We start from the raw sequence: 26578 nt of genomic DNA on the forward strand, positions 1-26578 counted from the left end.
ATTAAAGAATTATAGATTTTAAAGGGTTACGCTGATTTTGAGAAGGTGTTACATAGTATAAGTTCTCCTGTAAATCAGATACATCAATATATTGTTTTTTATCAGAATTTATTTGAAATGTTTTTACCTGTTGTCCTAAACTATTGGTAACACGTAATGTTTCATTATATAAGTTAACATTAGTAACGCTAACAACCTGTTTTTGTTTTGTCAATGATGCATCAATGCAAAGGCCAGATGCTGTTTGCACATCCTTTACACTTAAAAACGTTGCATTAGTTGTTAAAGATAAGGTGACAGGCAAATGATTACTAAAATTGTGTAAAGCATTTCGTAATTCATACGAAAATTGAGAGCCTGTGGTTTCATATTCCGATGAATTAATAGATGTATTCCAGCAAGAAGTTAAATTATGAACCGCATTTTTTATAGGGGAACTTAATGAATTATTAAACATCACTTTAACCGTTTCTTGAGCAGAAATTGAGGTTAAAGTGAAAAGAATTAGTATAAAAAAACTGAAAGTTTTCTTTTTCATAGCGGTGAATTAAAAAAAAGAACAGATTTTTTAGAAATTTGGACTTAGATCATATTCTTTATAGAAATCATCAAGAATAGAAATAACCTCATCAGGTGTGTCAACAAGGTGGATAAGGTCTAAATCTTTAGCACTAATATTTTTAGCATCTATTAATGTTGTTTTTACCCAATCCAATAAGCCACCCCAAAATTCTGTTCCTACCAAAATAATAGGGAATGATTCTATTTTATGCGTTTGTATTAAAGTGATTGCTTCAAACAATTCATCTAAGGTTCCAAAACCACCAGGCATCACTACAAAACCTTGTGAGTATTTTACAAACATTACTTTTCTTACAAAGAAGTAATCAAAGTCTAAGCTCTTATCAGAATCGATATATGGATTATCGTGTTGCTCAAAAGGTAATTCTATATTAAGTCCAACAGAGGTACCACCTGCAATATGGGCTCCTTTATTACCCGCTTCCATAATTCCTGGTCCACCACCTGTAATGACTCCATAACCATGGTCTACTATTTTAGTGGCAACTTCTTCAGCTAGTTGGTAATACTTATGATCAGGTTTTGTACGTGCCGATCCAAAAATAGAAACACAAGGTCCTATTTTACTTAGTTTTTCATACCCATTAACAAACTCACCCATGATTTTAAAAATCGCCCAAGAGTCATTTGTTTTAACTTCATTCCAACGTTTACTATTACTTTCGTTATGCATATTTAGATTTAATTTATTTATAACAATATAAAAGCCATATTTTTATATGGCTTAGTCTAAATTTTAAGACTTCCAAAGTTAAGTTAAATTGATTGAAATTGGTATGTTATCGCAAAAAAAATAAGCGTACCCCAATATGTGGATACGCTTATGAATTTGATGTATTTTAAATTTATAACGGTTTTCGACCGGAAATAATATTGTATAAGATAACAACTACTGCAATAACTAATAGGATATGGATAAGGCTACTACTGCTCATGCCAGGAATAATATCTAATAATCCAAGCAACCATACGACTATACAAATAACGGCTACAAGCCAAAGAATACTTTTCATAATGTTTAAGGTTTTGTGTTAGTACAACCAAGTTATGAAATAAATTTATGGCTTTTAGAAATCTAAATGTATTGAGTTAACATTAGTTCTATAAGGGTTCATTTTTAGGGTTTAGTGGTCAGTGTTCGGTAGTTAGTTTGCAGTTTTTAGTAGAACGTTTATGCAAATTAGGCTACTGTCTTCCGTCCTCAATTTTTATGTTTCAACAACCAACAACCAACAACCAACAACCAACAACCAACAACCAACAACCAACAAGCAACAACCAACAACTGCTACACCATTTCCTTCTTCAAAAACTTCGCTGTATAACTCTTTTTATCCTTTATGATCTCTTCAGGTGTGCCTTTAGCTACGACTTTTCCTCCTCCTTTTCCACCTTCATAGCCAATATCAATGATATAGTCCACGGTTTTAATGACATCGAGATTGTGTTCAATAATTAAAACCGTATTGCCTTTGTCAGCCAATTTATTTAAGACTTTCATCAGAACTCTAATATCTTCAAAATGTAAACCTGTGGTTGGTTCATCCAAGATATAGAATGTGTTTCCGGTGTCGCGTTTACTTAGCTCTGTGGCTAATTTGATACGCTGTGCTTCTCCACCTGAAAGCGTTGTGCTTTGTTGTCCTAACGTGATATAACCCAAACCGACATCTTTAATCGTTTTAAGTTTTCTGTGAATCTTCGGGATGTTCTCAAAGAAATCAACAGCTTCTTCAATCGTCATATTCAACACATCACTAATGGATTTACCTTTATAGCGAATTTCTAAAGTTTCTCTATTAAATCGTTTGCCTTGGCAGGTTTCACATTCCACATAAACATCTGGTAAGAAATTCATTTCAATCACACGCAAACCGTCACCTTGGCATGTTTCGCAACGGCCTCCTTTGACATTAAAACTAAAACGACCAGGTTTGTAACCACGAATCATCGCTTCAGGAATCTTTGCAAAGAGACTTCTAATTTCGTCAAACGTCTTGGTGTAGGTTGCAGGATTACTTCGTGGTGTTCTACCGATTGGTGATTGGTTAATGTCAATCACTTTGTCTAAATGCTCTAAGCCTTTGATGCTTTTATAAGGCATGGGTTTCTTTACGCCATTAAAATAATGCGCATTAAGTATAGGGTAGAGGGTTTCGTTAATTAATGTGGACTTCCCACTTCCTGAAACTCCTGTGACTCCAATCATTTTTCCCAATGGAAATTCGACGTCTACATTCTTTAAGTTATTCCCAGTACAGCCTTTTAAAACGAGTTTTTTACCATTGCCTTTTCGTCTTGTTTTAGGAATTTCAATTTCCTTTTCACCATTGAGATAAGCTGCTGTAAGGGTGTGTTGATTGAGTAAATCTTTTGGCGTGCCTTCACTTATAATTTCACCACCATGTTTACCGGCAAAAGGTCCAATATCAATCACATGGTCAGCACGTTCTATCATATCCTTATCATGTTCTACCACAATAACGGAGTTGCCAACATCGCGTAAAGAGATTAAGGAATTAATCAGTTTTTCGTTATCGCGTTGGTGTAAACCAATACTAGGTTCGTCTAAAATATAAAGGACACCAACGAGTTGCGAGCCAATTTGTGTCGCTAATCGAATACGTTGTGCTTCGCCACCTGAAAGTGATTTAGAGCTTCGGTTTAAGTTGAGGTAGGTGAGACCAACATCTAAAAGAAACTGAACTCTACTTCTAATTTCTTTTATAATTTCAGCAGAAATTTGTTGTTGCTTATCGGAAAGTCTATTCAACAAACCTTCTAGCCATTTGCTGAGTTCAACAATGTCCATAGAGACTAGATCAGCAATGCTCTTACCATCGACTTTAAAATAGAGCGATTCTTTACGTAAACGCGAGCCTTCACAAACAGGACATTCCACTTTGTCCATGTATTCTTTTGCCCATCGTGTTAAAGATGTGGAATCTGAATTGTATTGACTTTCAATAAAATTAGCCACTCCTTCAAAATCAATTTTATAATCTCTAGTCACTCCTAGAAGTTTGCTTTCTACCGTAAACTTGTCTTTGCCTCCGTGAAGAATAACCTGTTTGGCCTCTTCAGGAATATCTTTCCAAGCGTCATTTAATGAAAAATCATAACGTTGGGCTATGGTTTCGAACTGTTTAAAAATCCAGCTTTTCTTTTGTGGTCCATGTGGTGCCAACGCTCCATTTTTAATCGAAAGTGTTTCGTCTGGAACTAATTTATGATCGTTAACCACATAGAGTTCGCCAATACCATTACAATTAAAACAAGCCCCTTTTGGTGAGTTGAATGAGAAGTTGTTAGGTTCTGGGTTTGGATACGAAATACCAGAGGTAGGACACATTAAATTCCGACTAAAAAAACGCGGTTCGTTAGTATCTTGGTCAATCACCATCAACACATCCTCTCCATGATACATCGCTGTATTAATGCTTTCCATTAAACGCTTATCGTCATTTTCGGAAGCATCTATTTTAAGTCGGTCAATGACAATTTCAATATCGTGGGTTTTGTAACGGTCGAGTTTCATGCCCTTCTCAATATCCACGATGTCTCCATCCGTTCTAACTTTAACAAAGCCTTGCTTGGCAATTTGCTCAAACAATTCGCGATAATGCCCTTTACGAGATCGGATGACAGGCGATAAAATGTTTATTCGTTTACCTTTATAGGATTCTAAGATGAGGTCTTTTATTTGCTCATCGTTATAACTTACCATTTGCTCACCAGTATTAAAACTGTAAGCATCCGCAGCTCTTGCGTAAAGTAAACGCAAGAAATCATATATTTCTGTGATGGTACCAACGGTAGATCGTGGCGATTTACTTGTCGTTTTTTGCTCAATAGCAATCACAGGAGACAGTCCATCAATCTTATCGACATCTGGCCGTTCTAAACTACCTAAAAACTGACGTGCATAGGCCGAAAAGGTTTCAATATAACGACGTTGGCCTTCGGCGTAAATGGTATCGAAAGCTAAGGACGATTTCCCACTTCCAGATAAACCCGTTATCACAACAAGTTGGTCTCTAGGAATAGTAACGTCTATATTTTTAAGGTTGTGAACGCGTGCACCTTTAACTTCAATGGAATCGTTGAATTGGCTCATATATGGATTTGTCCTCTCGTGTTTTTAGCAAAGTTGCAAAGGTACGGATTTTGTGACAAAAATATAAATTGGCCTATGTTATGGTTTTACGAATAGAGTCGCAGTCTACCAATGCGATGGTCTCATTGTAATTCTTTCTAAAAACCATTAAACTTAGTGTTTTATAAGTTTATGAATCATATGATGGCCGTCACTATTTTGTACGGAAATAATGTATAATCCGGAAGGCAACGCCGCAACGTTTAATTCGGTAGACGTAGCCGTTATATGCTCAGTAAGTACAACATGCCCAAGCGTATTTAACACTTGGATTTGATAGGTGTTTAGTACCTTTAAATCTATAGTGATGACATCTGTAGTTGGGTTAGGATATATAGCGCTATTCGTCAGTTGAAACTGATCTGTGTTTAAATTATCATGTATTGAAAAGTCTGTCACCACAGGAAAGTGATCTGAGGCATTGATAGTGTTGAATTCATTTAAGTTATACTGTGCCAACCTATCGGCAGGCATGACTTCTGTTTGTAAAACGAAGGATTTTTCAGCCGTAAGTGTGTAATCTGAGAATATTATATAATCTAATTTTCCAGGAGGAAACCCTTGATCATCTGATCTCCAAGTGTAGCCCATTCTTAAATCGGCTTGTAAGCAATTTTCTTCTTTTAGGTCGGTATCATCCCAATCTAAAGGGCCTCCAGCTCCATAGGTCGCCGTGTCTTGTATATCTCCTGTTTTTAAGGTGATTAATTGTTGCGCATAGCCCACTAAATTTAAATCTCCCGAATACATAAAAGGGGTGTTTTCTTCCAGAGTGATGACACCTCCTGGTGATTTAGCATCTAAAATAAAAGCGGCATACTGATCGGCTTCTGCTTGTCTTGAATCATCGGCATCACAACAATGTAAATGAGAATTTGTAAACAGCAAATCTGTAGCGTATGAATTGGGTAAGTCTATTAACACAGGAAACTGCCTTGTGATACTTGTCCATTGTTCTATAATTTCCCATCGCGATACCGTTATTAGGCCACCAAGCTTTTCAGTGTACCAGCCGTTGGCCGTTCCTAATGGCAGCCACGAATCAAAAAGCGTTTTTATTTGTGCCGCAGTGGTGTCCCAGCATTCTGTTAGACCAATAATATCTGGTGATAAGGTTTTTATGATTTGTTCAAAATGAGCAACGCGATCCACATCCGTTAAACCGTCAGACAAGGTGTTGTAAGCAAGTAACCTAATATGCTCTGCGTTTGATTTGGTAAGCTCAATTGGTGTGTACGGAGTTACAGGTGTATCATCAAAGGTATATGAAAACGTTTGACCTTCATTTGGTAGTGTATCAGAATTAGCATCATTCTTCAGTAAGATTTTTATGGTTGATGTAGTGAATAAAGGATTTAGACCGTCTGGTATTTGGTGTCTTCCAATGGCGATTTCAAATTCATTTGACGTAACAGTTGGAGCTGCTCTCAATTTTAAACTTGTAAATCCAATTTGCGAATAAGGGACCACGTTATAATGCGCATATAAGTCTTTAAATATAAGGCCCAATTCAGAGCCATAACCATCTTGAATGTCATAACCTGTCGTTGTATTATTATCCGTGTCGATAAAAAGTCGTAATTCTTGAGTGATCAAATCATCGGTTAAATCAAATTCACTATTGGTTTTAATTTTTAGATATAAAAAATCCTCATCGTTAGTAACTTGAAGTTCTAAAAGGTCAATGCCACTTAACGCTTCATTTGTGTCCGTATAAGTTGTTAAGCTAGAATCCCAATCGTCAAAAACACCATCAATGGTGATGGCTGCAGATTGTGAATATGCGGTTATGGAATTTAAAATTAATAGGAAAAATAGTAGCGTTTTGGAGACGGTTGACATAATATATATTTGTGGCAAATTAATTCTTTTTTACCGACTAACATAACATTTTTATACGACTATTGTATAGCTTCAACTATTTTAAATTTTGGCATTATAGACATGTATAAGAATTAGAACTAATGAGATGAGCGCACATTTATAGGATTTCAGCTCAAACCTTATGACAATGACGCTTAACTTTACGAGACTTAAAATAGTAATAGCAATGGAAAAATTATTAAAGATTATAGGTGCAGCATGGGGTGCAAAAAAAATAGGAGGAGGAAAGTGCGGTTGTATTGGCACTATTGTGGTGTTTTTTGTGCTGTATTGGTTGCTAGGGTTTGTATTTGACGTATTCTAGATCATATATTGCGTTTATGTAGGAAAAAACTATAGCTTACCCGCTTATGACCCGCTTATGACCCGCTTATGACCCGCTTATGACCCGCTTATGACCCGCTTATGACCCGCTTATGACCCGCTTGTGTTATACGTGTGGCTTTTCTATCATTTTTAGTGTCCGATTCATTTGTTTATGGAATCAGACTTTACACTTTTAATGTCGTGTTGCATTTTATTAATCGCATTTGCAGATGCACCACTACGAATGGAGTCTTTTTGTGTGGATAATCGGTTTAATTCGTCTTGAGAATAGCTATTTTCAATTGTATCTTCAGTGGAGAGGTCTGATGATTTTTTACCCAATTTTATATCAAAGTCGTCACTATTCCCTTCTATAACTACAGGAATTCCTATAAGGCCTAGCGGAGGCAATCCTATTCTCATTTTTAGGCTGAGGTCTCCATCTAATGTGGTTTGTCCTTCTAGTTTTAATCTAAACGGACTAACTTTAAATTTAAACTGTTCTAATTCTAAAACATTATTGTCTATTGTAGAGTTAATTGTAATTTCCGATATTTTAGGATCATTTAAAGCATCGAATCCAGATTTTTCAGAGACTTTCCCCATAAGTTTGTACCCATCGAATTTTACATCGTGTACTTTTAAAGTGCCTTTTCCTTTTAAAGCAGGTAGTACGGGTAACATTTGGTTGTCTAAAGTACCTGTTAAGTTGTAGTCTATAGATACTATGCCAGAGGCTTGCGCAGCAGCAGGAGCGAGTTCTTTGAATAATTCAACACTATTATACCCTTTTTCTATATTGAAATTTTGTGCTTTAATCTCCATAGAAAATAAGGCGTCTTCTGTAGATGTAGGTTGGTAAAAACCACTTAATTGTGATGTACCATCTACCATGTTTAAGGTACTGTTTTTAAGAAAAAGCCCTTGTTCTTTCAGTCCTAACTGTCCAGAAAACTCAGTGATATGCAAACTGTTATACATAAGACTGTCTATTTTAATCTGAAGGGCTAAATCGATATCTTTAGGGATAGGCATAACCCCAACGACCGTATTTTCAATCGTGTTAATTTCTGAAATACTATCTGACGTTTGTACGAGTTGTTCTTCCTTTGGAAAAAATTCAGTAATATCTATTTTAGGCGATTTAAGATTGATATTTCCTCGTAAAATACCATTAGAAAACAATGCATAATCCAAATAGTCTTGAAAATAACCGTCTATGGCTACATCGGAAGATTGATGTTGCACTTTAAGATTTGAAATGGCCATTTTTTCATTCAAAAATAGAAATTGACCTTCTTTTATCAATACAGGATGTTGTAGCATTTTTGAAGTAAATCCAATATTTGTAAGCTCTAATGTCCCTGTGTTTTTAGTGTCGCTCTGAGGATTATTAAGTTGGCCTTTTAAATTTAGGTCGGCTTTTAGTTGTCCATCAGTAATTACTAAAGGTAATTCTACCACTTGATTAAGCGTGGTGAAATCGATAGCTCCTTTGGCTTCAATGCGGTATTCGGGTTGGTCAAAATTCTTGAAGAAAGCAGAACTGGAAAAGGTGTTGCCAAGAAAACTAAAGTTCAGTTTGTCTATAGTTAGCGAAGACGATGCATAGGTCTCTCCATCGTTATTAGCTGTAGCACGTAACTCAATATTTTGTATAGGTTCTGGATGTCCTGAGGTTTGCAGAGCACCATTTGATAATTCAAAATAACCTTTGGTTTTTGGTAGTTTAGAAGCCAGAGGTTGGTAAACGCCATTTAAAGAAAAATCTGCAGCTAAAACTCCATTAAATTGTAAGTCTGGTAACTGTAAGGTTTCATTTAGAATGTTGAGGTTAATATGCGATGTCATATGCGATGTCACATCTAAAGAATCTAGTTTCCCGTGAGCATGCACATAACCATTAGTAGTTTCTTTATTTAGTGTAAAGTTTAAACTGTCTAAACTAAAGTCGACATAATCATTCTTTAAACTCCCCTTAAATTTTAAACGGAGGTCTTCAATAGCTTGGTCAGCTTTATTATGTTTAGCATAGCCATTAACAATATTGGCATCTAAATGAATAGCATTTAATTCTGAAGCTTTAGGTACAATTCCTGTATAACCTGTTAGACTAAGAGTAGCATTTAAATCACCATTTAATGTTACCGCTTTAGACCATTCAGCATATTTAGGAGGCAAGGCGGATATCACATCTTTAATCTTTCCATTTTCGGTTTTAAATAACAAATGATACGCAAAACCTTGGTCAAAAATATTCAGATTACCATTAAAACTCACGTTGAGATCATTTAAAGAAATGGTGTTTTTATCTAGCGCAATCGAAAGGTTTTCGGTATCATAAATTGTAAAGGCTTTTGCGCGTAATTGTTTCCCTTTTAAATAATCTGAATTTTCAAAAACGACATCAACACGTGATATATCTAAATTAGAACCTAGTTTTAATTGGCCATCAACGATACCACCTTTGCCATTATAATGCAATCCATGCGTTTCTACATCAATACCAAGGTCGTGGTCGCGATAGTGTACGGTTGCATTTTCAATTTTAAGTCGTCTCAAATTTAAGTTTAACCCTGTAGCACTGCTATCATTGGTAACTACAGTGGTGTCTGTTGCTTTTAAAACATCGTAGTTTTGTCTTCCAAATTTATCTTTAATGAGATTGATATGGCAATCCGTGAGAAATGTTTCGTTAATAACCACGCGATCCGAAAAAATAAGCTTGAAGACATTAATACCAAAGCCTAATTCCTTGGCTGTAATTAAGGTGTCTTTTTCAAAGGGTTGAGAACTCGACAAATTAACCTCTTCAAAATTAAACGTTAACGATGGGAAGTGCGTAAAAAAGGAGATATTAGAAGCATTGAATTGAAGTTCTGTTTCTAAATTGTTATTGATGCCTTTTTTTATTTCATTTGAAATAGCATCATTAAAAATAGAAGGGATCGCAAACAAACTTAGGATAATAAGTCCAATAATGGCAAAGGTCCATTTTAATAATTTTCGAAGTGGAGCTTTCTTTTTTTTAGATGTTTCCATTACTACAGATGTGGCTAAGGGTTTTATATGCTCAAAAATAGTATTATTTCCTATGTTGACTACTGTACAAGCGTTAATTATAAGTCTATACATTGTTAAAGTATTGTGAAGATTCTTACAAGGATTCGAATGGGATACGCGTTTGAAATACTTTTTAATACCATCATTATTTTAAATTTTTTTAATTGGATAGCATTTAAATTAATTAAGAATTTAGAGGTTTTATTGACGTCGTTTTTGCTATCTTTATTCTTCATATAATTGAAATAAAAAAAACACATGAAAATAATTGGGATTGGCAAAAATTACGTCAACGACACTTCAGAAATTGCAGCTATCAAAACAGGAGCGCAAACCATATTTACAAAGCCGGATTCCACTTTGGTGACTGGCAACAAGGATATTGAATTCCCGGCAATCACCAATCAATTGGCTTATGAGGTAGAGCTCGTGGCTAAAATAGGGAAGCGTGGTAAAGCGATTGCACTTAATGATGCGGAATCTTACATCTCAGAACTAGCCGTTGGTATAGATTATACAGCTAAAGATGTTTTAGCAGCAAGTAGAGAAAACAAAGGACCTTGGGCATTAGCCAAAGGGTTTGATGGTGCGTCTCCAATGTCAGAATTTAAACCTGTCTCAGAGTTTTCAGATTTAAGTGCTATCGATTTCGATCTCAAAATAAATGGAGAACAAAAACAAGTCGGGACAACCAGCCTAATGATATACAGTTTTGCTGAAATTATAGCCTATGTATCGTCATTTATGACCTTAGAAGCAGGTGATCTTATTTTTACAGGAACGCCAGCAAGTGGTACAGGTTTAGTTGTTAAAGGAGATCATTTACAAGCGGCTATTGAAGGGGAATTACTCCTTGATTTTAAGATGGTATAAAGGTGACAGAAACATGTTATAATATACATTGATGGGAATTATTTATTTCCATCAATGTTGTTATATGCACGAATGACTAAAATAGCCCAAACCACTACACATACCGATACGAATACCGAAAACGATAACATTATTTCATTGGCCTCCATTGAATATTTGTTTTAGAAAGATAGCAAAAGCGAGAATTGTAGGCACCCATAATCCAATAAAGATCGCATGGCGCTGATCTCCTCTTAAGAATAAATACATAGCGACCACTATAATTAAAGCGCAAAGCGAAATTATAAAAATGTTCAGAGGGCCTATTTTTTTTATGAAATTCATGTTGGGTTAATTCATTAATGCTTTAAATTTAAGAAAAAATTACATGAGATGCTTATAAATCATCTTTTAACGTGGTTTATCTTTGTAGAAAAGCTTGCAATTTATGTCTAAAGAAAAAAAACCAGATCAGATTGTCTTCAATGAGGACACGCAAAATTACGACGCGTATTTAAAACCCTATGCTACCAATGTAGGTGCTCCTGCTATACAAGTCACGGATAATTCTTCCTGGAAAACGAGAAACATTCACAAAGCCAATAAGCAAATTAAAGCCAAGTATCTAGAGCTTAAAGCTGCTTATGAAACAATGATGGAAGAACTGGAGTATAATAATCTAGTTTACAATGCACGTTACACCTTTGAGCCCATTATAGGAGAAACCTACCACCTGTATCGCGATAAAAATGAGCAACCATTCTTGTCTATTATTGCACCTTCAGATTGTAATTTCGATTATATAGGGAGCTTTTTGGTTAATAGCGAGTTGATTTGGAAGCGGGTTGAAGATTGACGCAAGATGAATAGAAAATGAATGGCGTGGTTATATGGTTTTCCAAAATTCAAAAAAACCATTTCAACAAAAGTGGTTTTTTAGTCGAAAGCCCTTATCTTTAGAATTATTAAATCAATAAACAATCTATCTTATGGATATTAAACTAGCCGTGTTAATAGACGGTGATAACATCCCATCAGCTCATGTAAAAGAAATGATGGAGGAAATTGCCAAATACGGTAATCCAACAATAAAACGAATCTATGGTGATTGGACGAAACCGCACCTGTCTAAGTGGAAAAACGTACTCTTAGAAAATGCCATTACTCCAATACAACAATATGGCTATACCACAGGAAAGAATGCTACGGATTCTGCTATGATTATCGATGCTATGGATATATTATATTCCGAAAAAGTTGATGGATTTTGTTTGGTATCAAGTGATAGTGATTTTACCCGTTTAGCAACACGTCTGCGTGAAGCCGGAATGAAAGTCTATGGCATTGGGGAAAAGAAAACTCCAAATCCATTTATTGTTGCATGCGATAAATTTATATACATAGAGATCCTTAAAAATGCTACGGAAGAAAGTCCTCTGGAATCGGAGACAAAAACAACAACTAAAAACAACTACGACAGTATTACGGCAAAAGAAATTAAATTTATTGCCACTACGATAGATGATGTTGCAGATGATGACGGTTGGGCATTTTTAGGAGATGTTGGAAGTTTATTACAAAAAAAGCAACCTAATTTCGATTCTCGTAATTATGGATTTCAAAAACTAACACCATTAATTAATTCGATTTCAGCATTCGAAATAGAACGACGCGACGATTCTAGAGGACGCTCAAAACTTATTTATGTTAAGTTAAAAGAAGATAAGCCTAAGCGTAAAAAGAGATAAGGTTGTGATTTTTACATGGTAAGTAAAAGAAGTTAGCGTCAATGTTATAATAGGCGCTAATAGGATATCTGTTAAATAGATAAGAAGCTAATCGTTTTAGGTTTTAATACACTAAATTGCTAGTTAACTTTAAAAATTAATAAGATATGAGAAAAATTACTTTCGCGATTACTTTATTAACTTTAGGATTGCAGGCGCAAACCTTTCCTAGTCCATACTGTGACATTCCAGAATTAGAACCTTATTTTGTTGAAGAAATTTCAACGGTGAGTTTTTCAGATGCCACTATTGTAAATTCAGATTACAGTACTTTGGTGGATGAAACAGCTACAGTGGTAAATGTGTCTCTTGGAGAAACCTACACCATTGAAGTTGCAGGAAATACCTATGGTGACTTTGACACAAATATTGTCGCTTTTGTTGATTGGAACCAAAATGACCTTTTAGATGATGACGGTGAAATATACGAATTAGGATTACTTTCTAATACTAATGGTAGTGATGGTGTAACTGTGTCTTTAGATATTGCGGTGCCTACAGATGCTGTTGTTGGTGAAACACGTATTAGGATTACAAAAACATATACCGATCTTGAAGGAACTGACATCAATCCTCCCTCTCCAGCTATAATAGATCCTTGTGCAATTTCATTTAATGCATTTGAAGTATCTATTGAGTCTGGCTACGGTCAAGCCTTAGACTTTACCTTAAACTTAGCTCCTTTGAGTGTTGATGAGTTTGAGCTTAGCGCTTTAAAGGTCTATCCCAATCCTGCTCAAAACGTTTTGAATATTGATTATAAGTCCGCTTTAACGGGTGTAAAAATGTATAATATCGTTGGACAAGAAGTATTGTCGAGAACAACAGCAGCATCTGAATTGCAATTGGATATCGCAGCGTTCACATCTGGAATATATATTGTAAAACTATTTACAGAAGAAGGTCAGCATAGCTTTAGAGTTGTTAAAGACTAGAAGTTGAGCTATAGAGTCTTAAACATAAAAAAACTTAGTCTGTAAAGGACTAAGTTTTTTTATGTCTAAAGCTTAATGGTGTTGTTATTTATGTACCACAAGTTCTCCTGAATCTATCGCCTTAGTGTAATTGGCTTTAACTTTACTTAAAAACCCAAAGAATTTTGACCCATCTTTTTTCTGAAGGATTACTGTGGTCGCACCGTTAGATTCAGTTTTAATATCGTTAATCACAACAGCCTCATTATTTACAGATTTATAACCGGTGACGACACCACGTTTTATTAAAATATTTGACTTTGGAAAGTCAATATGATTAAAGCCTTGTTCAGATGGTGTTTTGACCGTTAAAATATCCCCAACTTTAGGGTCATTATGAGCAGAAGCTGACAACATGAATGTAAAGCATAAAAGCGTAAATAATAGTTTTTTCATAATTTATTGGTTTTATTTTGTGTTTATGATAAATATAAGTAGATTTTTTATGGTGATAATGCGTTTTTAATAATTCTTAACATTTGTAAATACAATTTATTTTGAACATTTATTTTTTATTATTTTAGGTGCTTAAAATCACTATTAGTAAACAAAAATAAACTATGAAATTACTGGGAATAGGATCAAGAATTGAACATTCAGAATATGGAAAAGGCGTGGTGACCAACGTTACGTCTAAACACTATTGGGTTACCTTTATAGATAATGGCTTGGAAACTATAGAGATTGATTCAGAATTTGATGTTATTGAAGCCGCAGAAGACGAGGTTGATACCGTAAGTTTTTATGACGTAGAGCGAAGTTTAAAGTCAATTTTAAAACAATGGTCAGATGTATCAGAGGTGATTACCATCGCAGACAAATGGAAAGGAGGTAAACTCATTATGCAACCTGGAGATACTAATTTAAAGTCGAATGAAATACCAATAGATACCTTCTTTCATAAGATTACAATGGTGCGTGATCGTTTACGCGTGATGGAACAAAAAATAAATTCTAGTAATCTTGAAGAACAAGAAAAGATTGATTTACAGCAATACATAACAAGAAGCTATGGCAGTTTAACCAGTTTTAATGTGTTATTCAAGTTGAAATCACAACAGTTTGTTGGGCAACGAAGCAAATAGAGTTTAGTAGTTAGTGGTTTATTAAACTCAATGATGGCATTATAGCTCATCATAAAGTCATTATTAACTATGAAACTATGATAAGTTATAGCTTCAGTCCTTTTATATTCGTAATCTCAATACCAAATAACAACAGCCTATGAAGCGTAGGGACCTTGGCTCCACTTTCAGTCGTCGTCCAATTGTCCCAAGTGGCTTCTAAACCACCAATAGGAATAATATCTACCCACATTTGAAAGCTTTTAGGTTGTTTAGAATCATCTAAGTGCCATAAATAGGAATCTCCAGGTGTTGTACCGCCAGAGGTATACGTTACTAAGAGTGCATCAGTGTTGTTTTCTGTTTTTATTAATCTGCGTTCTACGCCAGAATCAAAAACTTTGTACGGAGCAACAAGCCAAAATGAATCGTTGTTAAAGTAGCTTTCGGCTTTTGTAATATAGTCTTGCTTTTCAATGCCATTATACTCTTGTTCTAAAACAAAGACTTTAGAATTGTCGCGATTGTCAAAATCTAAAATTACTGTAAAGTCCTTCCAATACACTTCACAAGTATTATCAGATTTATACCATTTATAGTGGTGCCTGCCTTTAAAAGTCCATTCTAAATAATCGGTGTTTAGATAAGCTTCTTCGCCAATAGCTTCAAGCATTTCTGTTGCTAATTGATCAGCCTGAGCTCCTTGTTGTCCTGTTGGTAAATCCTCATTGTACTTTAAATACATAAAACCAAAGAGTAGGAGACTTGGTAGTGTAAAGAAGATAACGATACCTCCTATAATTTTTAAGGTCTGTTTTAGTACGGATGGTTTAGCCACGTATTAGGGAATTGATTGTTTTGCAAAGTTACTATAAATAGTTGATGCATTGCGAGACAAATAACAAACTATATACAGTTAATTCTGTAATGCTATCATGAAATGCTTTTTATCTAATTCCTCAATAAGACTAAAATATTAATTATCTGACTCATAACCCTCAGCATGTTTCCAACGCACAGGAGCTTTAGGTTCTGGCTGTAATTGAAATTCATTATTCTCTAATAATTTTAGCGCTTCAATAACAGCACGTTCTAGTTGAGGGTCAATTCCTTTAGACGTTAACTTTGGTTCTTGAATCACTTCAATGTCAGGTGCGACTCCGTCTCCTTCAACAGCCCATTCCCCATTAACATCGTAAAATCCACCACGAGGAGCAACCATGCGTCCACCATCAATAAAAGGTGGTGTGTCCCATGTTCCAACTAAGCCTCCCCAAGTTCTAGTGCCAATCATTGGGCCTATGTTTTTCATCTTAAACATGTAGGGTAATAAATCACCTCCAGAACCTGCACGTTCATTAATTAACATCACTTTTGGTCCCCAAATGCCAGCCATAGGAGTGGTCCATGGTCTGTTGTCGTTGGCTCTACTGTTAAAGTAACCAAACAATTCGCGCGACATAATATCAATCATATAATCCGCAGCTGAACCACCACCATTATTTCGTTCGTCAATGATTACTCCCTTTTTGTCTTGTTGAGAAAAATAATAACGATTAAAAGACGTGAAACCTCCGCCACCAGTATTCGGTACATAAACATAGGCTAATTTTCCATTGGAGAGCTCGTCTACTTTTCTACGGTTGCTTTCAATCCATTCAACAGTTCGTAAATTACGCTCACTACTAACGGGTTTTATAAGAACGGTTTTAGCATTTGTTAAGGAGGGTTTAGAGTTTACCGTAATGGTAATTTCACGACCTGCAGTTTGTTCTAATACACTATAAGGGTTAATGGTTTCAGAAATAGGTTTGCCATTGATGGCTAAAATATAATCACCTACATTAACATTAATTCCTGGTTTTGCTAATGGAGCGTTTATATTGGGATTCCAACGTTCACCATTGAATAATTTTGAGATCTTATAGTGTCCGTTTTCTAATTCTAAATCACAACCTAACAAGCCTACTGGGACACGATCTACATCAGGAAAGTCTCCGCCATACACATAGGAATGCCCAATAGCAACTTCACCACTCATAATATCTACAGCGTAGTTTAAGTCTGTTCTATGGCGCACGTCGTCTATCCAAGGAGCATACCATTTATAGACTTCGTCCCAAGGTGCTCCGTGTACATTATCTACGTACAAGAAATCGCGCATGTATCTCCAACCTTCTTTAAAAATTTGATGGGCTTCCGCTTTAGGATCAATCTTTATTTTTAGGTTGGTTTTTAAATTGTCTTTTCCAGGTTTTGGTGGTGATTTAGTATCGGACATCACCCAACTACCATTTTGAAATAAAAGTATAGTGTTTCGATCCTCTGAGGAAACCATCTGATACACACCATCAGCATAGTCGGTTTTTTCCTCTTTTTCTACATCGAAGGTATACACTTTCAATCCATCGACATTCTGGATCGCTTCAGATACAAATACAGTATTTGCTGGCCCTTTAAGAAGTCCTATGTAATTTCTAGCTGGTAAATTTAAAGCAACAGCTCTGTCAAAAATTCCAGCTTCGGTTAGGGTTACTTTAACGACTTTAGAGGCGTCTTTGTCGCTATCTTTTTCTTTGTTCTTGTCTTTAGACTTCTTATCAGAAGTTTCGTTTGGTTTCTCAACATCTTCCATATCATTCTTAGGAAGATTAGGCGCATTATCTTCAGCATTCAAAACAATAGCATATAAGTTGCGTGTTAAAGTGGCAGCAGAATCGTAATTACTCATATCTAACCAACCTGTTTGAAGGCCATAATTGGTGCTTGCTAAGGTGTAAATATATTTTCCTGAGGCATCCCAAACCGGACTGATTGCATCTGCGATAGGGTCTGTGAGTTGTACCGTTTTTTTAGAGTCTATATTATAGGCAAAAATAGATTTAAAATGACTCTCTAATTGTTTTGAAAATGCAATCCACTTACTATCTGGGGACCACACCGGATTCATAGAACGGTTTGGATGCGCATACCGATCTGTGGCTACAATTTCAGTTTTCTTTGTATCTAGATTAAGCACCCAAATATTGTAATGTGTATCCGTGTAGGCGATGTGTTTGCCATCTGGTGACCAATCAGGTTGATAATAAAATGTTGGATTAGGTAGCTGTATTGCTTCAACATGTTGTCCGTTCTGATCGGCAATTAGTAATTGATATTCTCCATTTTTATCAGAAAACCAAGCAACTTTATCACCTTTAGGAGACCAAATAGGGGTGCGGTCTGCAACACCAGGAGAGTTGGTGATATTCATCCAAGTTCCATGTTCTTTTGGGATGGTGAAAATTTCACCACGATGTTCAAAAATAGCACGTTTACCATTTGGTGACACATTCGGATTAGAAAGTTGACGCGCAGAAACATCTTCCCATTTAGTTCTGTAAAAGTTTAAATCTGCTTTAACATCAATGTTTAATTGCTTGGTGTCTCCAGAAGTTGGATGGTACACATGTAGATAACCACCTTGTTCGTAAACGAGCTTGTCATTACTCGCATCTAAACTTTTGACATCAAACTTTTTATGAAAGGTAATTTGTTTTTCTTCTTTAGTACTTGGGTTAAAAGACCAAATATTCATGGTATAATCGCGCTCTGACATAAAGTAAACCAATCCATTTAACCATACCGGATCTAAATGCCGTTCTTGCGTGGGTTGCGAAGTTCTAATAAGGTCTTTTGTTGTCATGTCTACCACCCAAATTGGCAAGGCTTGTCCTCCTCTATAATTTCTCCACTCGGCATCCCAACCCGTAATTGGAGTATAAGCCAAATATTTACCGTCATGAGATAATTCACCATAAGCCGCTCGTGGAATATCTAATGCTATTGGTAATTCACCTTCGGGTGAGACCGTAAAGAATTTGCTTGTCATTGTCGGTTGACTCTCTCTGCTAGATCGAAATAGAACCTTACCATCTGGAGTCCAACCTTGAACAAAGTCTCCTTCGGGATGAAAGGTTAATCGTTTAGGTTCTCCTCCTTCTGAAGGCATTACAAACACATCCACATTTCCATCGTATTGTGCGGTGAAGGCGATTTGTGTGCCGTCATTAGAAAAATGAGGATTAGACTCGTAGCCATCGTCGCTAGTAAGCCTAATGGCTGAGCCTCCCGAGATGGACGCTTTCCATAAATCGTTGGCATAAACAAAAACAACGTCATTTCCGTGTAACGTTGGTTGTCTTAATAATTGTGTGCCTTGAGAAAATGAGAATACCGAGTAGCAGAACGCTATCGCAACAATAAATTGTTTCATGTTTGGTTGGTTTTGATTAGCAGGAATTTATACGAAATTCAGTGCTTATAAATATACAATTTAGGATTTGGGAAATTTATAAAACAATGTTAAAAACTGTAGATAAAATTGATGGCGTTCGTTTTAATCTTGCAGTGAAAAACGGATAAGGTCTAATTAGGATTGAAACTCGTTTTCAATTTCTATACGTTTCGTAATACTAAAGGCTCTAAGGTCTTCAAAAAACAAAGTGAAATCTCTTTCAAAAGCGTCATAGTGTGCCTTTAATTCTTTGGTGGCTTCATTCATTTTAGAACGGCCTTTTGTTCTTTGATTCATCCCCTTTAAGACGGTCTGAATACCTTCCATTGTAGCATAACTCAACAGCCAATTCCCCTTTATCATGATAGGAGTTAACGTTTTGAAACGAGGAGGCAGCAGGTCTATGTTTTTCGTTAAGCTATTATAAAAATTGTCGATGTAAATATCTAATGGAATATCGGAATAGCTCGTCCAATTTTTAGCTAAAAAATGATCGAAAAAGATATCTACAATGACTCCGCTATAATGGCCATAACCTTTGTGTAGACGCTTAGTACATTGTCTAAAAAGTGGGTGAGCGTCTGTAAAGGTATCTATATGACGATGTAATTGTATGCCGATCTGGATATCTTTAGGGTATAATTTATACTTATTACCGCGCACACCATCACCAACAAAGTTGCCAATTGTAATGAGTTCATGGTCTCCTGAAAGATAGATGTGAGCGAGAAAGTTCATAAGTCGAAATTACAAATTCATAATCACAAAATAGTTAAAAACGGTATATCTATTTATATTTGTTGAAAATTGAAATAGACATGACATTAATAAAATCAATATCAGGAATTAGAGGTACTATCGGCGGAGCGGTAGACGACAATTTAACACCAATAGATGCGGTAAAATTTGCAGCAGCTTATGGGACTTGGTTGAAACAACAACGCGACAAAGATAATTATATCGTGGTTGTTGGTCGTGATGCACGTATTTCTGGAGAAATGATCCAGAATTTAGTGATGAACACTTTAGTCGGACTCGGTATTCATGTCATTGATTTAGGCTTATCTACAACACCAACAGTTGAAATCGCTGTGCCTTTAGAACATGCTGATGGAGGTATTATTTTAACAGCCAGTCATAATCCAAAACAGTGGAATGCCTTGAAACTTTTAAACGCAAAAGGAGAGTTTTTAAATGGCGAAGAAGGACAGAAAATTTTAGAGATTGCTGAATCTAACAGCATGAATTTTGCTGAGGTAGACGATTTAGGAAAAATAACCATTAATGATGCCTATATTGATATTCATATTGATGAAGTTTTAGACTTAGAACTAGTGAATGTAAATGCTATTAAGGATGCTAATTTTAAAGTCGTTGTTGATGGTGTAAATTCTACAGGAGGTATTGCTATTCCGTTATTGTTAGAACGTTTAGGTGTTGAACCTGTAAAACTCTATTGTGATCCGACAGGACATTTTCCTCATAATCCAGAACCATTAAAAGAGCATTTAGGAGACTTAGCAAAAGCAGTGGTTAAAGAACACGCGGATTTTGGAATCGTTGTAGATCCGGATGTGGATCGTTTGGCTTTTATGGATGAAACCGGTGAGATGTTTGGTGAAGAATATACCTTAGTGGCTTGTGCAGATTACGTTTTGAGTAAGACACCAGGCAATACGGTAAGTAATATGAGTTCTACACGTGCGTTACGCGATGTCACTGAAAAACATAGAGGAACCTATGAGGCCAGTGCCGTTGGTGAAGTTAATGTCGTTACATTAATGAAGAAAAATAACGTTGTTATTGGAGGAGAAGGTAATGGAGGTATTATTTATCCAGAATCGCATTACGGACGTGACGCTCTAGTTGGAGTCGCCTTATTTTTAAGTTTATTAGCTGAAAAGAAAATGAAGGTAAGTGAATTGAGAGCTTCTTACCCCAATTACTTTATGAGTAAAAAGAAGATTCAGTTAACACCTGGATTAGATGTGGACGGGATTTTAAAAACGATGGAATCAAATTATAGTCAAGAAAAATTAACGACAATTGATGGAGTAAAAATTGATTTTCCTGATAGTTGGGGACATCTACGTAAAAGCAATACTGAGCCAATTATTAGAATTTATACAGAAGCACCTTCGCAAGAAGCGGCAGATACTTTAGCGGATCGATTTATAAGTGAGATTAAAGCGATTGCTAATATTTAGGATTAAATAGTATAACGACTTGTACGTCTGAAGTAGAGAAAATTTTATATGGATTTTAAAAAGCTTTGAACGTTAAAATGACAGAGGGATGATTTTAGAAACAACTACAACTGAAACCACGGATTTAGAAACTTATTTCAGTCAATTCAGACCGCATATTATAGGTCAAAATCAAAAGTTTGTATCTCCATATGGAGAGCAAAAAATCATCTATACGGATTGGACTGCTTCAGGGCGTTTATACCGACCGATTGAAGACAAATTATCGAATAATTTTGGTCCCTTTGTCGCTAACACACATACGGAAACTACGGTTTCTGGGACAGCAATGACTCAGGCGTATCATAAAGCACGACATATTATAAAAGATCACGTTAATGCCAATGACGATGATATTTTAATCTGTTCAGGCAATGGTATGACCGGTGTTGTCAACAAGTTTCAGCGTATTTTGGGTTTAAAAGTTCCTGAGAATTTAAAAGAGTTTACTAACATTCCAGATGAAATGCGACCAGTCGTTTTTATTTCACATATGGAACATCACTCTAACCAAACGACTTGGTTGGAAACTATGGCCAAAGTAGAAGTTGTACCTCCAAATGAGGATGGTTTATTTTGTCTTAAAAATCTAGAAAAACTATTACATCAGTATAAAGATTGTACTATAAAAATAGCCTCAGTTGTAGGAGGTTCTAATGTTACAGGTATTCAGATTCCGCATCACGATGTTGCAAAATTAATGCACAAGCACGGAGGTGTTTGCTTCGTGGATTTTGCATGCTCTGCACCTTATGTAACTATGGATATGCATCCTGAAGACGACGATGCGCAATTAGACGCTATTTTCTTTTCACCTCATAAATTTTTAGGAGGTCCAGGAACGTCTGGTATATTGGTGTTCAACAAAAAATTATATAAAAATATGGTGCCTGATTGTCCTGGAGGTGGTACAGTAAGTTGGACGAACCCTTGGGGAGAGCATAAGTATATTGATAATATTGAAGATAGAGAAGATGGTGGTACACCTGGATTTCTTCAAGTTATAAAAACGGCGCTTTCTATTCGTTTAAAAGAGCAAATGGGTGTGGCTAATATGTTGAAACGAGAACATGAATTGGTTCATATTATATTTGAGAAATTAGGTGATATTCCGAATATTAATATTCTTGCAGGTCAGCATCAAGATCGCTTGGGTGTGATTTCATTTTATATAGATGATTTACATTTTAACCTAGCAGTAAAGTTGTTGAATGATAAATTTGGTATTCAAACACGTGGAGGTTGTAGTTGCGCTGGTACTTATGGGCATTTCTTATTGCACGTAGATCAGCAAATGTCGCACGAATTAACCAATGAGATTTCTATAGGAGATTTAGTGCGGAAACCAGGTTGGATTCGGATGTCTATTCACCCAACCACAACGAATGCCGAGATTAGATATGTTTGTGATAGTATTATCGATTTAGCTAAAAATCACGAGACTTGGGCAAAGGATTATGACTACTCTAAATGTAACAATGAATTTATTCATAAAAGTTTAATTGATCAATCATCTTCTGCAGTTGATGTGGATGCTTGGTTTGAGATGTAACTCATTCCTTTGAAGAAAGGAATCTTGTCAAATTATATTTAGAGTTTAATTTTTTGCCGGAAATATAATTACACACAGATTCGCAGAGTTTTCACAAAGACACACGGAGAACAAAGTTTATATATTAAAGTTTGATTGTTAAATTTTAAAACGGATAACTCATTTTTCATAAACCGAGACTTCGACTGAAAACTAAAATAGTCTTTGATAAGCAAAAGTTACGTTAAGATTCCTTCCTTTTTGCAAAGGAATGCGTTAAAGGAATTCAGTAGGCACTTTGTCTCTGTGTTTCCAGCGTCTGTGGGTCCAAAGATAATATTGTGGTGCTTCTAAAATTTGCTCTTCAACCAGTTTAAAAAACAGATCTGTAATTTCATAATCTTTGAAGTCTTTAGGATGTTCTGTAATGGTCTTAAACGTTGTTTCATAATAGCCACGTTTAATGCGTTTCACGCTAAAAAAGACTACAGCCATATCTAATTTTTTAGCCAACATTTCGGCACCAGTATACATAGGTACTTTTATGCCCATAAATTCATTCCAATGAAAAGCTTTATGTGCTTTAGGGGTTTGATCTGAGACAAATCCGTTGATGGTTAATTCTCCCTTTTCCTTACTTTCCAAAAGAACTCCATAGGTTTCTTTTGTGGTGATAAGGTGCGAATTGTATTTGGCTCTAATACGTTTTACTAATTTATCAAAATACTTGTTGGCTAGACGTTTGTAGACGGCATAACCTTTATGCTTAACGTGTTTTTGTAGAATAAAAATCCATTCCCAACTTCCATAATGCGCGCACATTAAAATAATACTTCTCTGTTTTTTTTCTAAATCGTTGATGAGTTCGACATTTGTAAACTTAAAGCGTTTATTCATTTCAGCTTCAGAAATCGTTAAGGATTTTATGGCTTCCACCATCATATCGCAAAAATGGTGATAGAATTTCCCTGTAATTGATACTATTTCTTGCTCTGATTTATCAGGGAAAACTAATCGTAAATTTGCTTTTACAACCGATTTCCTGTAACCGAATATTTTATACATAAAAAAGTATATAATATCCGAAAGGCCATAAAGTAATCTAAACGGTAATATTGATATTAACCAAAGAATTGGGTAGACTAAAATATAAGCAATAAGTTGCATTAACGATTGTTAGTATTAAAGCACAAATATATATTATATTTGATTTATAGTATTAGAGTTTATGGACAATTTAGGTATTAGTTTAGTTACCATTGTAATTATTGCAGCGAACGTCATTATGTCTTTTAAAGGGTTTGATGATCGCGGTTTTTTTGAGAAATACAAGTTTAACGTCGGTAGTATAAAACGCGGTGAACAGATTAGAATGCTGAGTTCGGGATTTTTACATGCAGATCTTACGCATTTGTTGTTTAATATGTTTACGCTTTATTTTTTTGCTGATGCTGTAATTATGAGGTTGGGGTCCTTCAATTTTATTGTTATTTATTTTGCTAGTTTAGTTTTTGGAAACTTACTCTCGCTCTATTTTCATAAGGATGAGTATTGGTATAGTGCCATTGGTGCGAGTGGTGCTGTAACAGGAGTCTTGTATGCAGCCATATTGTTACGTCCAGATATGAGTTTGTATATGTATTTTATACCCATTCCTATTCCAGGTTATGTGTTTGGTATTGGCTATTTATTATATTCCATTTATGGTATGAAAAATAGAATCGGAAACATTGGTCACGATGCCCATTTTGGGGGAGCCATCGGTGGTTATGTGGTGACTCTAATAATGATGCCAAGTTTGTTTACTACCAATTTAGGCTATGTGGGATTATTAGCGATACCAATAGTTATTCTCTTTGTATTGTATAAAACAGGAAAATTAAAATAATTGCAAATTCAATATCATTTAGCATAATAAAGAATAAAAAGATATGACAAAAGTCATGTTTTTGCCTGAAAACTAAAATCATCTTTGTTGCTTATTCAATTTTAAAAAAAAATAGAAGATGGCTTTAACAAAATCACTACATAGTTTTCATATACCAGTTATGGGTTTAGCGTATACTATTGATAGTCCAATTCGTGTGGCTCAATATGGTATTTCGTCCGTAGTTTCTATCATAGACGATGAGCTGATAGAAAAAATGAATGCGTTTTACAGTAAAAAATTCAACTTACCCTATCAAGAAATAACAAAAAAAGCACAAGACTATCGTGCAGAACGTATCACATCATATTTAAATTTAGCCGATACGATTGTTAAGGATAAATTCTCAAAATTTAAAACAGAACTTTCTGAAAGCAAAACCGCTTTAGAAAACTTTATAGCAACATTACCGAATACTTCTAATTTTAAGGAAGGGCTTTCTAATTTATTACAGGAAGGTGTTGCATTTAAGGATGCCGTTAAAAACTATCTAGAAACCCATTTGAAAGCTGGAGATATTGATGTTAACATTATGACGAAAGTCGATAAGGATAACTTTGTTAAAGGCGAACAATTACCAACAGAATATAATGATGCACATGCATCGCTACGTGGGTTTGCTAATAGCAATTTAAGTTCATCGGTTGTACTTTCTGCAGGAATGAATCCTAGATTATACAGCTACTTTGAGAATTTTAAAGACTTTTTTCCAGATGCGAACGGTCAGTTGAAAAAGAAAATCATTTTAAAAGTTAGTGATTACCGTTCCGCAACTATTCAAGGCAAATTTTTAGCTAAAAAAGGCCTTTGGGTATCAGAATATAGAATAGAATCTGGTTTAAATTGTGGTGGTCATGCGTTTGCGACCGAAGGCTTTTTATTAGGTCCAATTTTAGAAGAATTCAAAACTAAAAAAGCAGAGTTAATAAATGACACGTATCAGGTTTATGTAAAAGGGTTACGTCAAAAAGAACGTGTTGTTCCTGAGCAACCTTTAGAATTAAAAATTACGGTTCAAGGAGGTGTGGGCACAGCAGATGAGCATGCCTTTTTACTTGAACATTATAAGGTAGATTCCGTGGGTTGGGGTACACCATTTTTATTAGTGCCAGAGGCGACCTCTGTAGATCAGCACACACGAGATTTATTGATGAAAGCCAAAGAACAGGATTTGTATTTAAGTGGGATTTCTCCTTTGGGTGTGCCATTTAATACCATAAAGGGTACCACTAACGAATTACATAAACAAAAACGTATTGCTACTAATAAAGCAGGCAGTTCTTGTCCGAAGAAGTTTTTGGCATTAAGCAAAGAATTTGGGGCAGAAGGGATTTGCACGGCTTCAAAAAAATATCAAGATGTTAAGTTGCAAGAATTAGAAGCTAAAAAAGAGGACATGTCTTTTAATACGTATCAAAATGCTAAAGCTAAAATAACAGAGAAAGCATGCCTTTGTGTGGGTTTAGCTAATGCATCTTATTTGGAAAATGGTATTGGTATTAAAGGGCAAGAGCAAGGAGTTGTTATTTGTCCGGGTCCAAACATGGCATATTTTGATAAAGAAGTATCACTCTCTCATATGATACAGCATATTAATGGCAATGCCACGGTACTTTCAAATGCAAATCGTCCAAACATGTTTATAAAGGAATTAAAAATGTATGTGGATTATTTAAAAAATGAAATCAATACAATTTCTGAGGATCTTACTGCGAAACAAATTAAAAAATGGACGGCTTTTAAAAGTAATCTATGCGATGGTATTGCTTACTATCAACATTTGTTTGTGCCCTCTTCATCTTCAAATTATGAAGTAATCCAAAGTGAACTTCAAATTTATAAAGATGAATTAATAAGTGTGACCATTCCTGAACTGGAAAAGGTCTAATTCTTTTATTTTTAGATGTTATACAATTAAAAAGCCTTTACC

At 35.4% G+C, this 26578-nt stretch carries 22 protein-coding genes; 10 read left to right on the plus strand and 12 right to left on the minus strand.

The genetic code is table 11. The annotated features are described in order from the left end of the window. Nucleotide 1: 1 nt before the first annotated feature. From KO515_RS08310 to KO515_RS08330, 5 genes are all read right to left on the minus strand, one after another. Nucleotides 2-538: a hypothetical protein gene (locus KO515_RS08310; RefSeq protein ID WP_215935922.1), complete on the minus strand. Its 537-nt coding sequence runs from the start codon at nucleotides 536-538 to the stop codon at nucleotides 2-4. Nucleotides 539-568: 30 nt separating this feature from the next. After that, the gene (locus KO515_RS08315) at nucleotides 569-1255 is read right to left on the minus strand and encodes a TIGR00730 family Rossman fold protein (protein WP_215935923.1); all 687 of its coding nucleotides are present in this window, start codon (nucleotides 1253-1255) and stop codon (nucleotides 569-571) included. A 172-nt stretch (nucleotides 1256-1427) separates the two neighbouring features. Next, nucleotides 1428-1595: a lmo0937 family membrane protein gene (locus KO515_RS08320; protein WP_139181073.1), complete on the minus strand. Its 168-nt coding sequence runs from the start codon at nucleotides 1593-1595 to the stop codon at nucleotides 1428-1430. Nucleotides 1596-1870: 275 nt separating this feature from the next. Further along, nucleotides 1871-4699: an excinuclease ABC subunit UvrA gene (gene uvrA, locus KO515_RS08325; protein ID WP_215935924.1), complete on the minus strand. Its 2829-nt coding sequence runs from the start codon at nucleotides 4697-4699 to the stop codon at nucleotides 1871-1873. A gap of 153 nt (nucleotides 4700-4852) precedes the next feature. Further along, nucleotides 4853-6580 carry a T9SS type A sorting domain-containing protein gene (locus KO515_RS08330; RefSeq protein ID WP_215935925.1) on the minus strand — a complete coding sequence of 576 codons (1728 nt, stop codon included), beginning with the start codon at nucleotides 6578-6580 and terminating at the stop codon, nucleotides 4853-4855. Between the two features lie 169 nt (nucleotides 6581-6749). Here KO515_RS08330 and KO515_RS08335 point away from each other — a divergent pair, with 169 nt between their 5' ends. Then, nucleotides 6750-6926, plus strand: a complete 177-nt coding sequence (locus tag KO515_RS08335) for a hypothetical protein (protein WP_215936005.1) — start codon at nucleotides 6750-6752, stop codon at nucleotides 6924-6926. A 164-nt stretch (nucleotides 6927-7090) separates the two neighbouring features. Here KO515_RS08335 and KO515_RS08340 read toward each other — a convergent pair whose 3' ends face one another. Further along, nucleotides 7091-10063: an AsmA-like C-terminal region-containing protein gene (locus KO515_RS08340; protein ID WP_215935926.1), complete on the minus strand. Its 2973-nt coding sequence runs from the start codon at nucleotides 10061-10063 to the stop codon at nucleotides 7091-7093. A gap of 186 nt (nucleotides 10064-10249) precedes the next feature. Here KO515_RS08340 and KO515_RS08345 point away from each other — a divergent pair, with 186 nt between their 5' ends. Next, complete coding sequence (locus KO515_RS08345) at nucleotides 10250-10864, plus strand: fumarylacetoacetate hydrolase family protein (protein WP_215935927.1); 615 nt, start codon at nucleotides 10250-10252, stop codon at nucleotides 10862-10864. Nucleotides 10865-10999: 135 nt separating this feature from the next. Here the strand turns inward: KO515_RS08345 and KO515_RS08350 are convergent, their stop codons facing one another. After that, complete coding sequence (locus tag KO515_RS08350; protein WP_215935928.1) at nucleotides 11000-11188, minus strand: hypothetical protein; 189 nt, start codon at nucleotides 11186-11188, stop codon at nucleotides 11000-11002. Between the two features lie 103 nt (nucleotides 11189-11291). On the opposite strand from KO515_RS08350, the gene KO515_RS08355 reads away from it, so the two are divergent. The 3 genes from KO515_RS08355 to KO515_RS08365 all read left to right on the plus strand — a co-directional run bounded on the left by KO515_RS08355 (nucleotide 11292) and on the right by KO515_RS08365 (nucleotide 13565). Then, complete coding sequence (locus KO515_RS08355; protein ID WP_215935929.1) at nucleotides 11292-11699, plus strand: DUF2452 domain-containing protein; 408 nt, start codon at nucleotides 11292-11294, stop codon at nucleotides 11697-11699. 133 nt (nucleotides 11700-11832) lie between these two features. Beyond that, nucleotides 11833-12591, plus strand: a complete 759-nt coding sequence (locus KO515_RS08360) for an NYN domain-containing protein (protein ID WP_215935930.1) — start codon at nucleotides 11833-11835, stop codon at nucleotides 12589-12591. Nucleotides 12592-12737: 146 nt separating this feature from the next. Beyond that, nucleotides 12738-13565 (plus strand): T9SS type A sorting domain-containing protein, encoded by an 828-nt coding sequence (locus KO515_RS08365; RefSeq protein WP_215935931.1) that lies wholly within the window; start codon nucleotides 12738-12740, stop codon nucleotides 13563-13565. Between the two features lie 84 nt (nucleotides 13566-13649). Here KO515_RS08365 and KO515_RS08370 read toward each other — a convergent pair whose 3' ends face one another. Further along, complete coding sequence (locus KO515_RS08370) at nucleotides 13650-14000, minus strand: hypothetical protein (RefSeq protein ID WP_215935932.1); 351 nt, start codon at nucleotides 13998-14000, stop codon at nucleotides 13650-13652. Between the two features lie 164 nt (nucleotides 14001-14164). On the opposite strand from KO515_RS08370, the gene KO515_RS08375 reads away from it, so the two are divergent. Next, nucleotides 14165-14689, plus strand: a complete 525-nt coding sequence (locus KO515_RS08375; protein ID WP_215935933.1) for a hypothetical protein — start codon at nucleotides 14165-14167, stop codon at nucleotides 14687-14689. A gap of 85 nt (nucleotides 14690-14774) precedes the next feature. Here the strand turns inward: KO515_RS08375 and KO515_RS08380 are convergent, their stop codons facing one another. From KO515_RS08380 to KO515_RS08390, 3 genes are all read right to left on the minus strand, one after another. Continuing rightward, nucleotides 14775-15506: a hypothetical protein gene (locus KO515_RS08380; protein ID WP_215935934.1), complete on the minus strand. Its 732-nt coding sequence runs from the start codon at nucleotides 15504-15506 to the stop codon at nucleotides 14775-14777. A gap of 138 nt (nucleotides 15507-15644) precedes the next feature. Further along, nucleotides 15645-18923, minus strand: a complete 3279-nt coding sequence (locus KO515_RS08385; RefSeq protein WP_215935935.1) for a S41 family peptidase — start codon at nucleotides 18921-18923, stop codon at nucleotides 15645-15647. Between the two features lie 156 nt (nucleotides 18924-19079). Further along, nucleotides 19080-19682: an ACP phosphodiesterase gene (locus KO515_RS08390; RefSeq protein WP_215935936.1), complete on the minus strand. Its 603-nt coding sequence runs from the start codon at nucleotides 19680-19682 to the stop codon at nucleotides 19080-19082. Nucleotides 19683-19762: 80 nt separating this feature from the next. On the opposite strand from KO515_RS08390, the gene glmM reads away from it, so the two are divergent. Continuing rightward, complete coding sequence (glmM, locus tag KO515_RS08395) at nucleotides 19763-21151, plus strand: phosphoglucosamine mutase (protein WP_215935937.1); 1389 nt, start codon at nucleotides 19763-19765, stop codon at nucleotides 21149-21151. 88 nt (nucleotides 21152-21239) lie between these two features. Then, the gene (locus tag KO515_RS08400) at nucleotides 21240-22742 is read left to right on the plus strand and encodes an aminotransferase class V-fold PLP-dependent enzyme (protein ID WP_215935938.1); all 1503 of its coding nucleotides are present in this window, start codon (nucleotides 21240-21242) and stop codon (nucleotides 22740-22742) included. A 255-nt stretch (nucleotides 22743-22997) separates the two neighbouring features. On the opposite strand, the gene KO515_RS08405 is transcribed toward KO515_RS08400, so the two are convergent. Next, on the minus strand, nucleotides 22998-23888 hold the full coding sequence (locus tag KO515_RS08405; RefSeq protein ID WP_215935939.1) for a lysophospholipid acyltransferase family protein: 891 nt from the start codon (nucleotides 23886-23888) through the stop codon (nucleotides 22998-23000). 61 nt (nucleotides 23889-23949) lie between these two features. Between KO515_RS08405 and KO515_RS08410 the strand changes: the two genes are divergently transcribed. Then, complete coding sequence (locus KO515_RS08410) at nucleotides 23950-24609, plus strand: rhomboid family intramembrane serine protease (protein ID WP_215935940.1); 660 nt, start codon at nucleotides 23950-23952, stop codon at nucleotides 24607-24609. Between the two features lie 118 nt (nucleotides 24610-24727). Continuing rightward, entirely contained in the window at nucleotides 24728-26536 is a 1809-nt protein-coding gene (locus tag KO515_RS08415) for a hypothetical protein (RefSeq protein WP_215935941.1), read from the plus strand. The last annotated feature ends 42 nt before the right edge of the window (nucleotides 26537-26578 follow it).

The sequence above is a fragment of the Winogradskyella psychrotolerans genome (assembly GCF_018860545.1).
GTDB classification, from domain to species: Bacteria; Bacteroidota; Bacteroidia; order Flavobacteriales; family Flavobacteriaceae; genus Winogradskyella; species Winogradskyella psychrotolerans_A.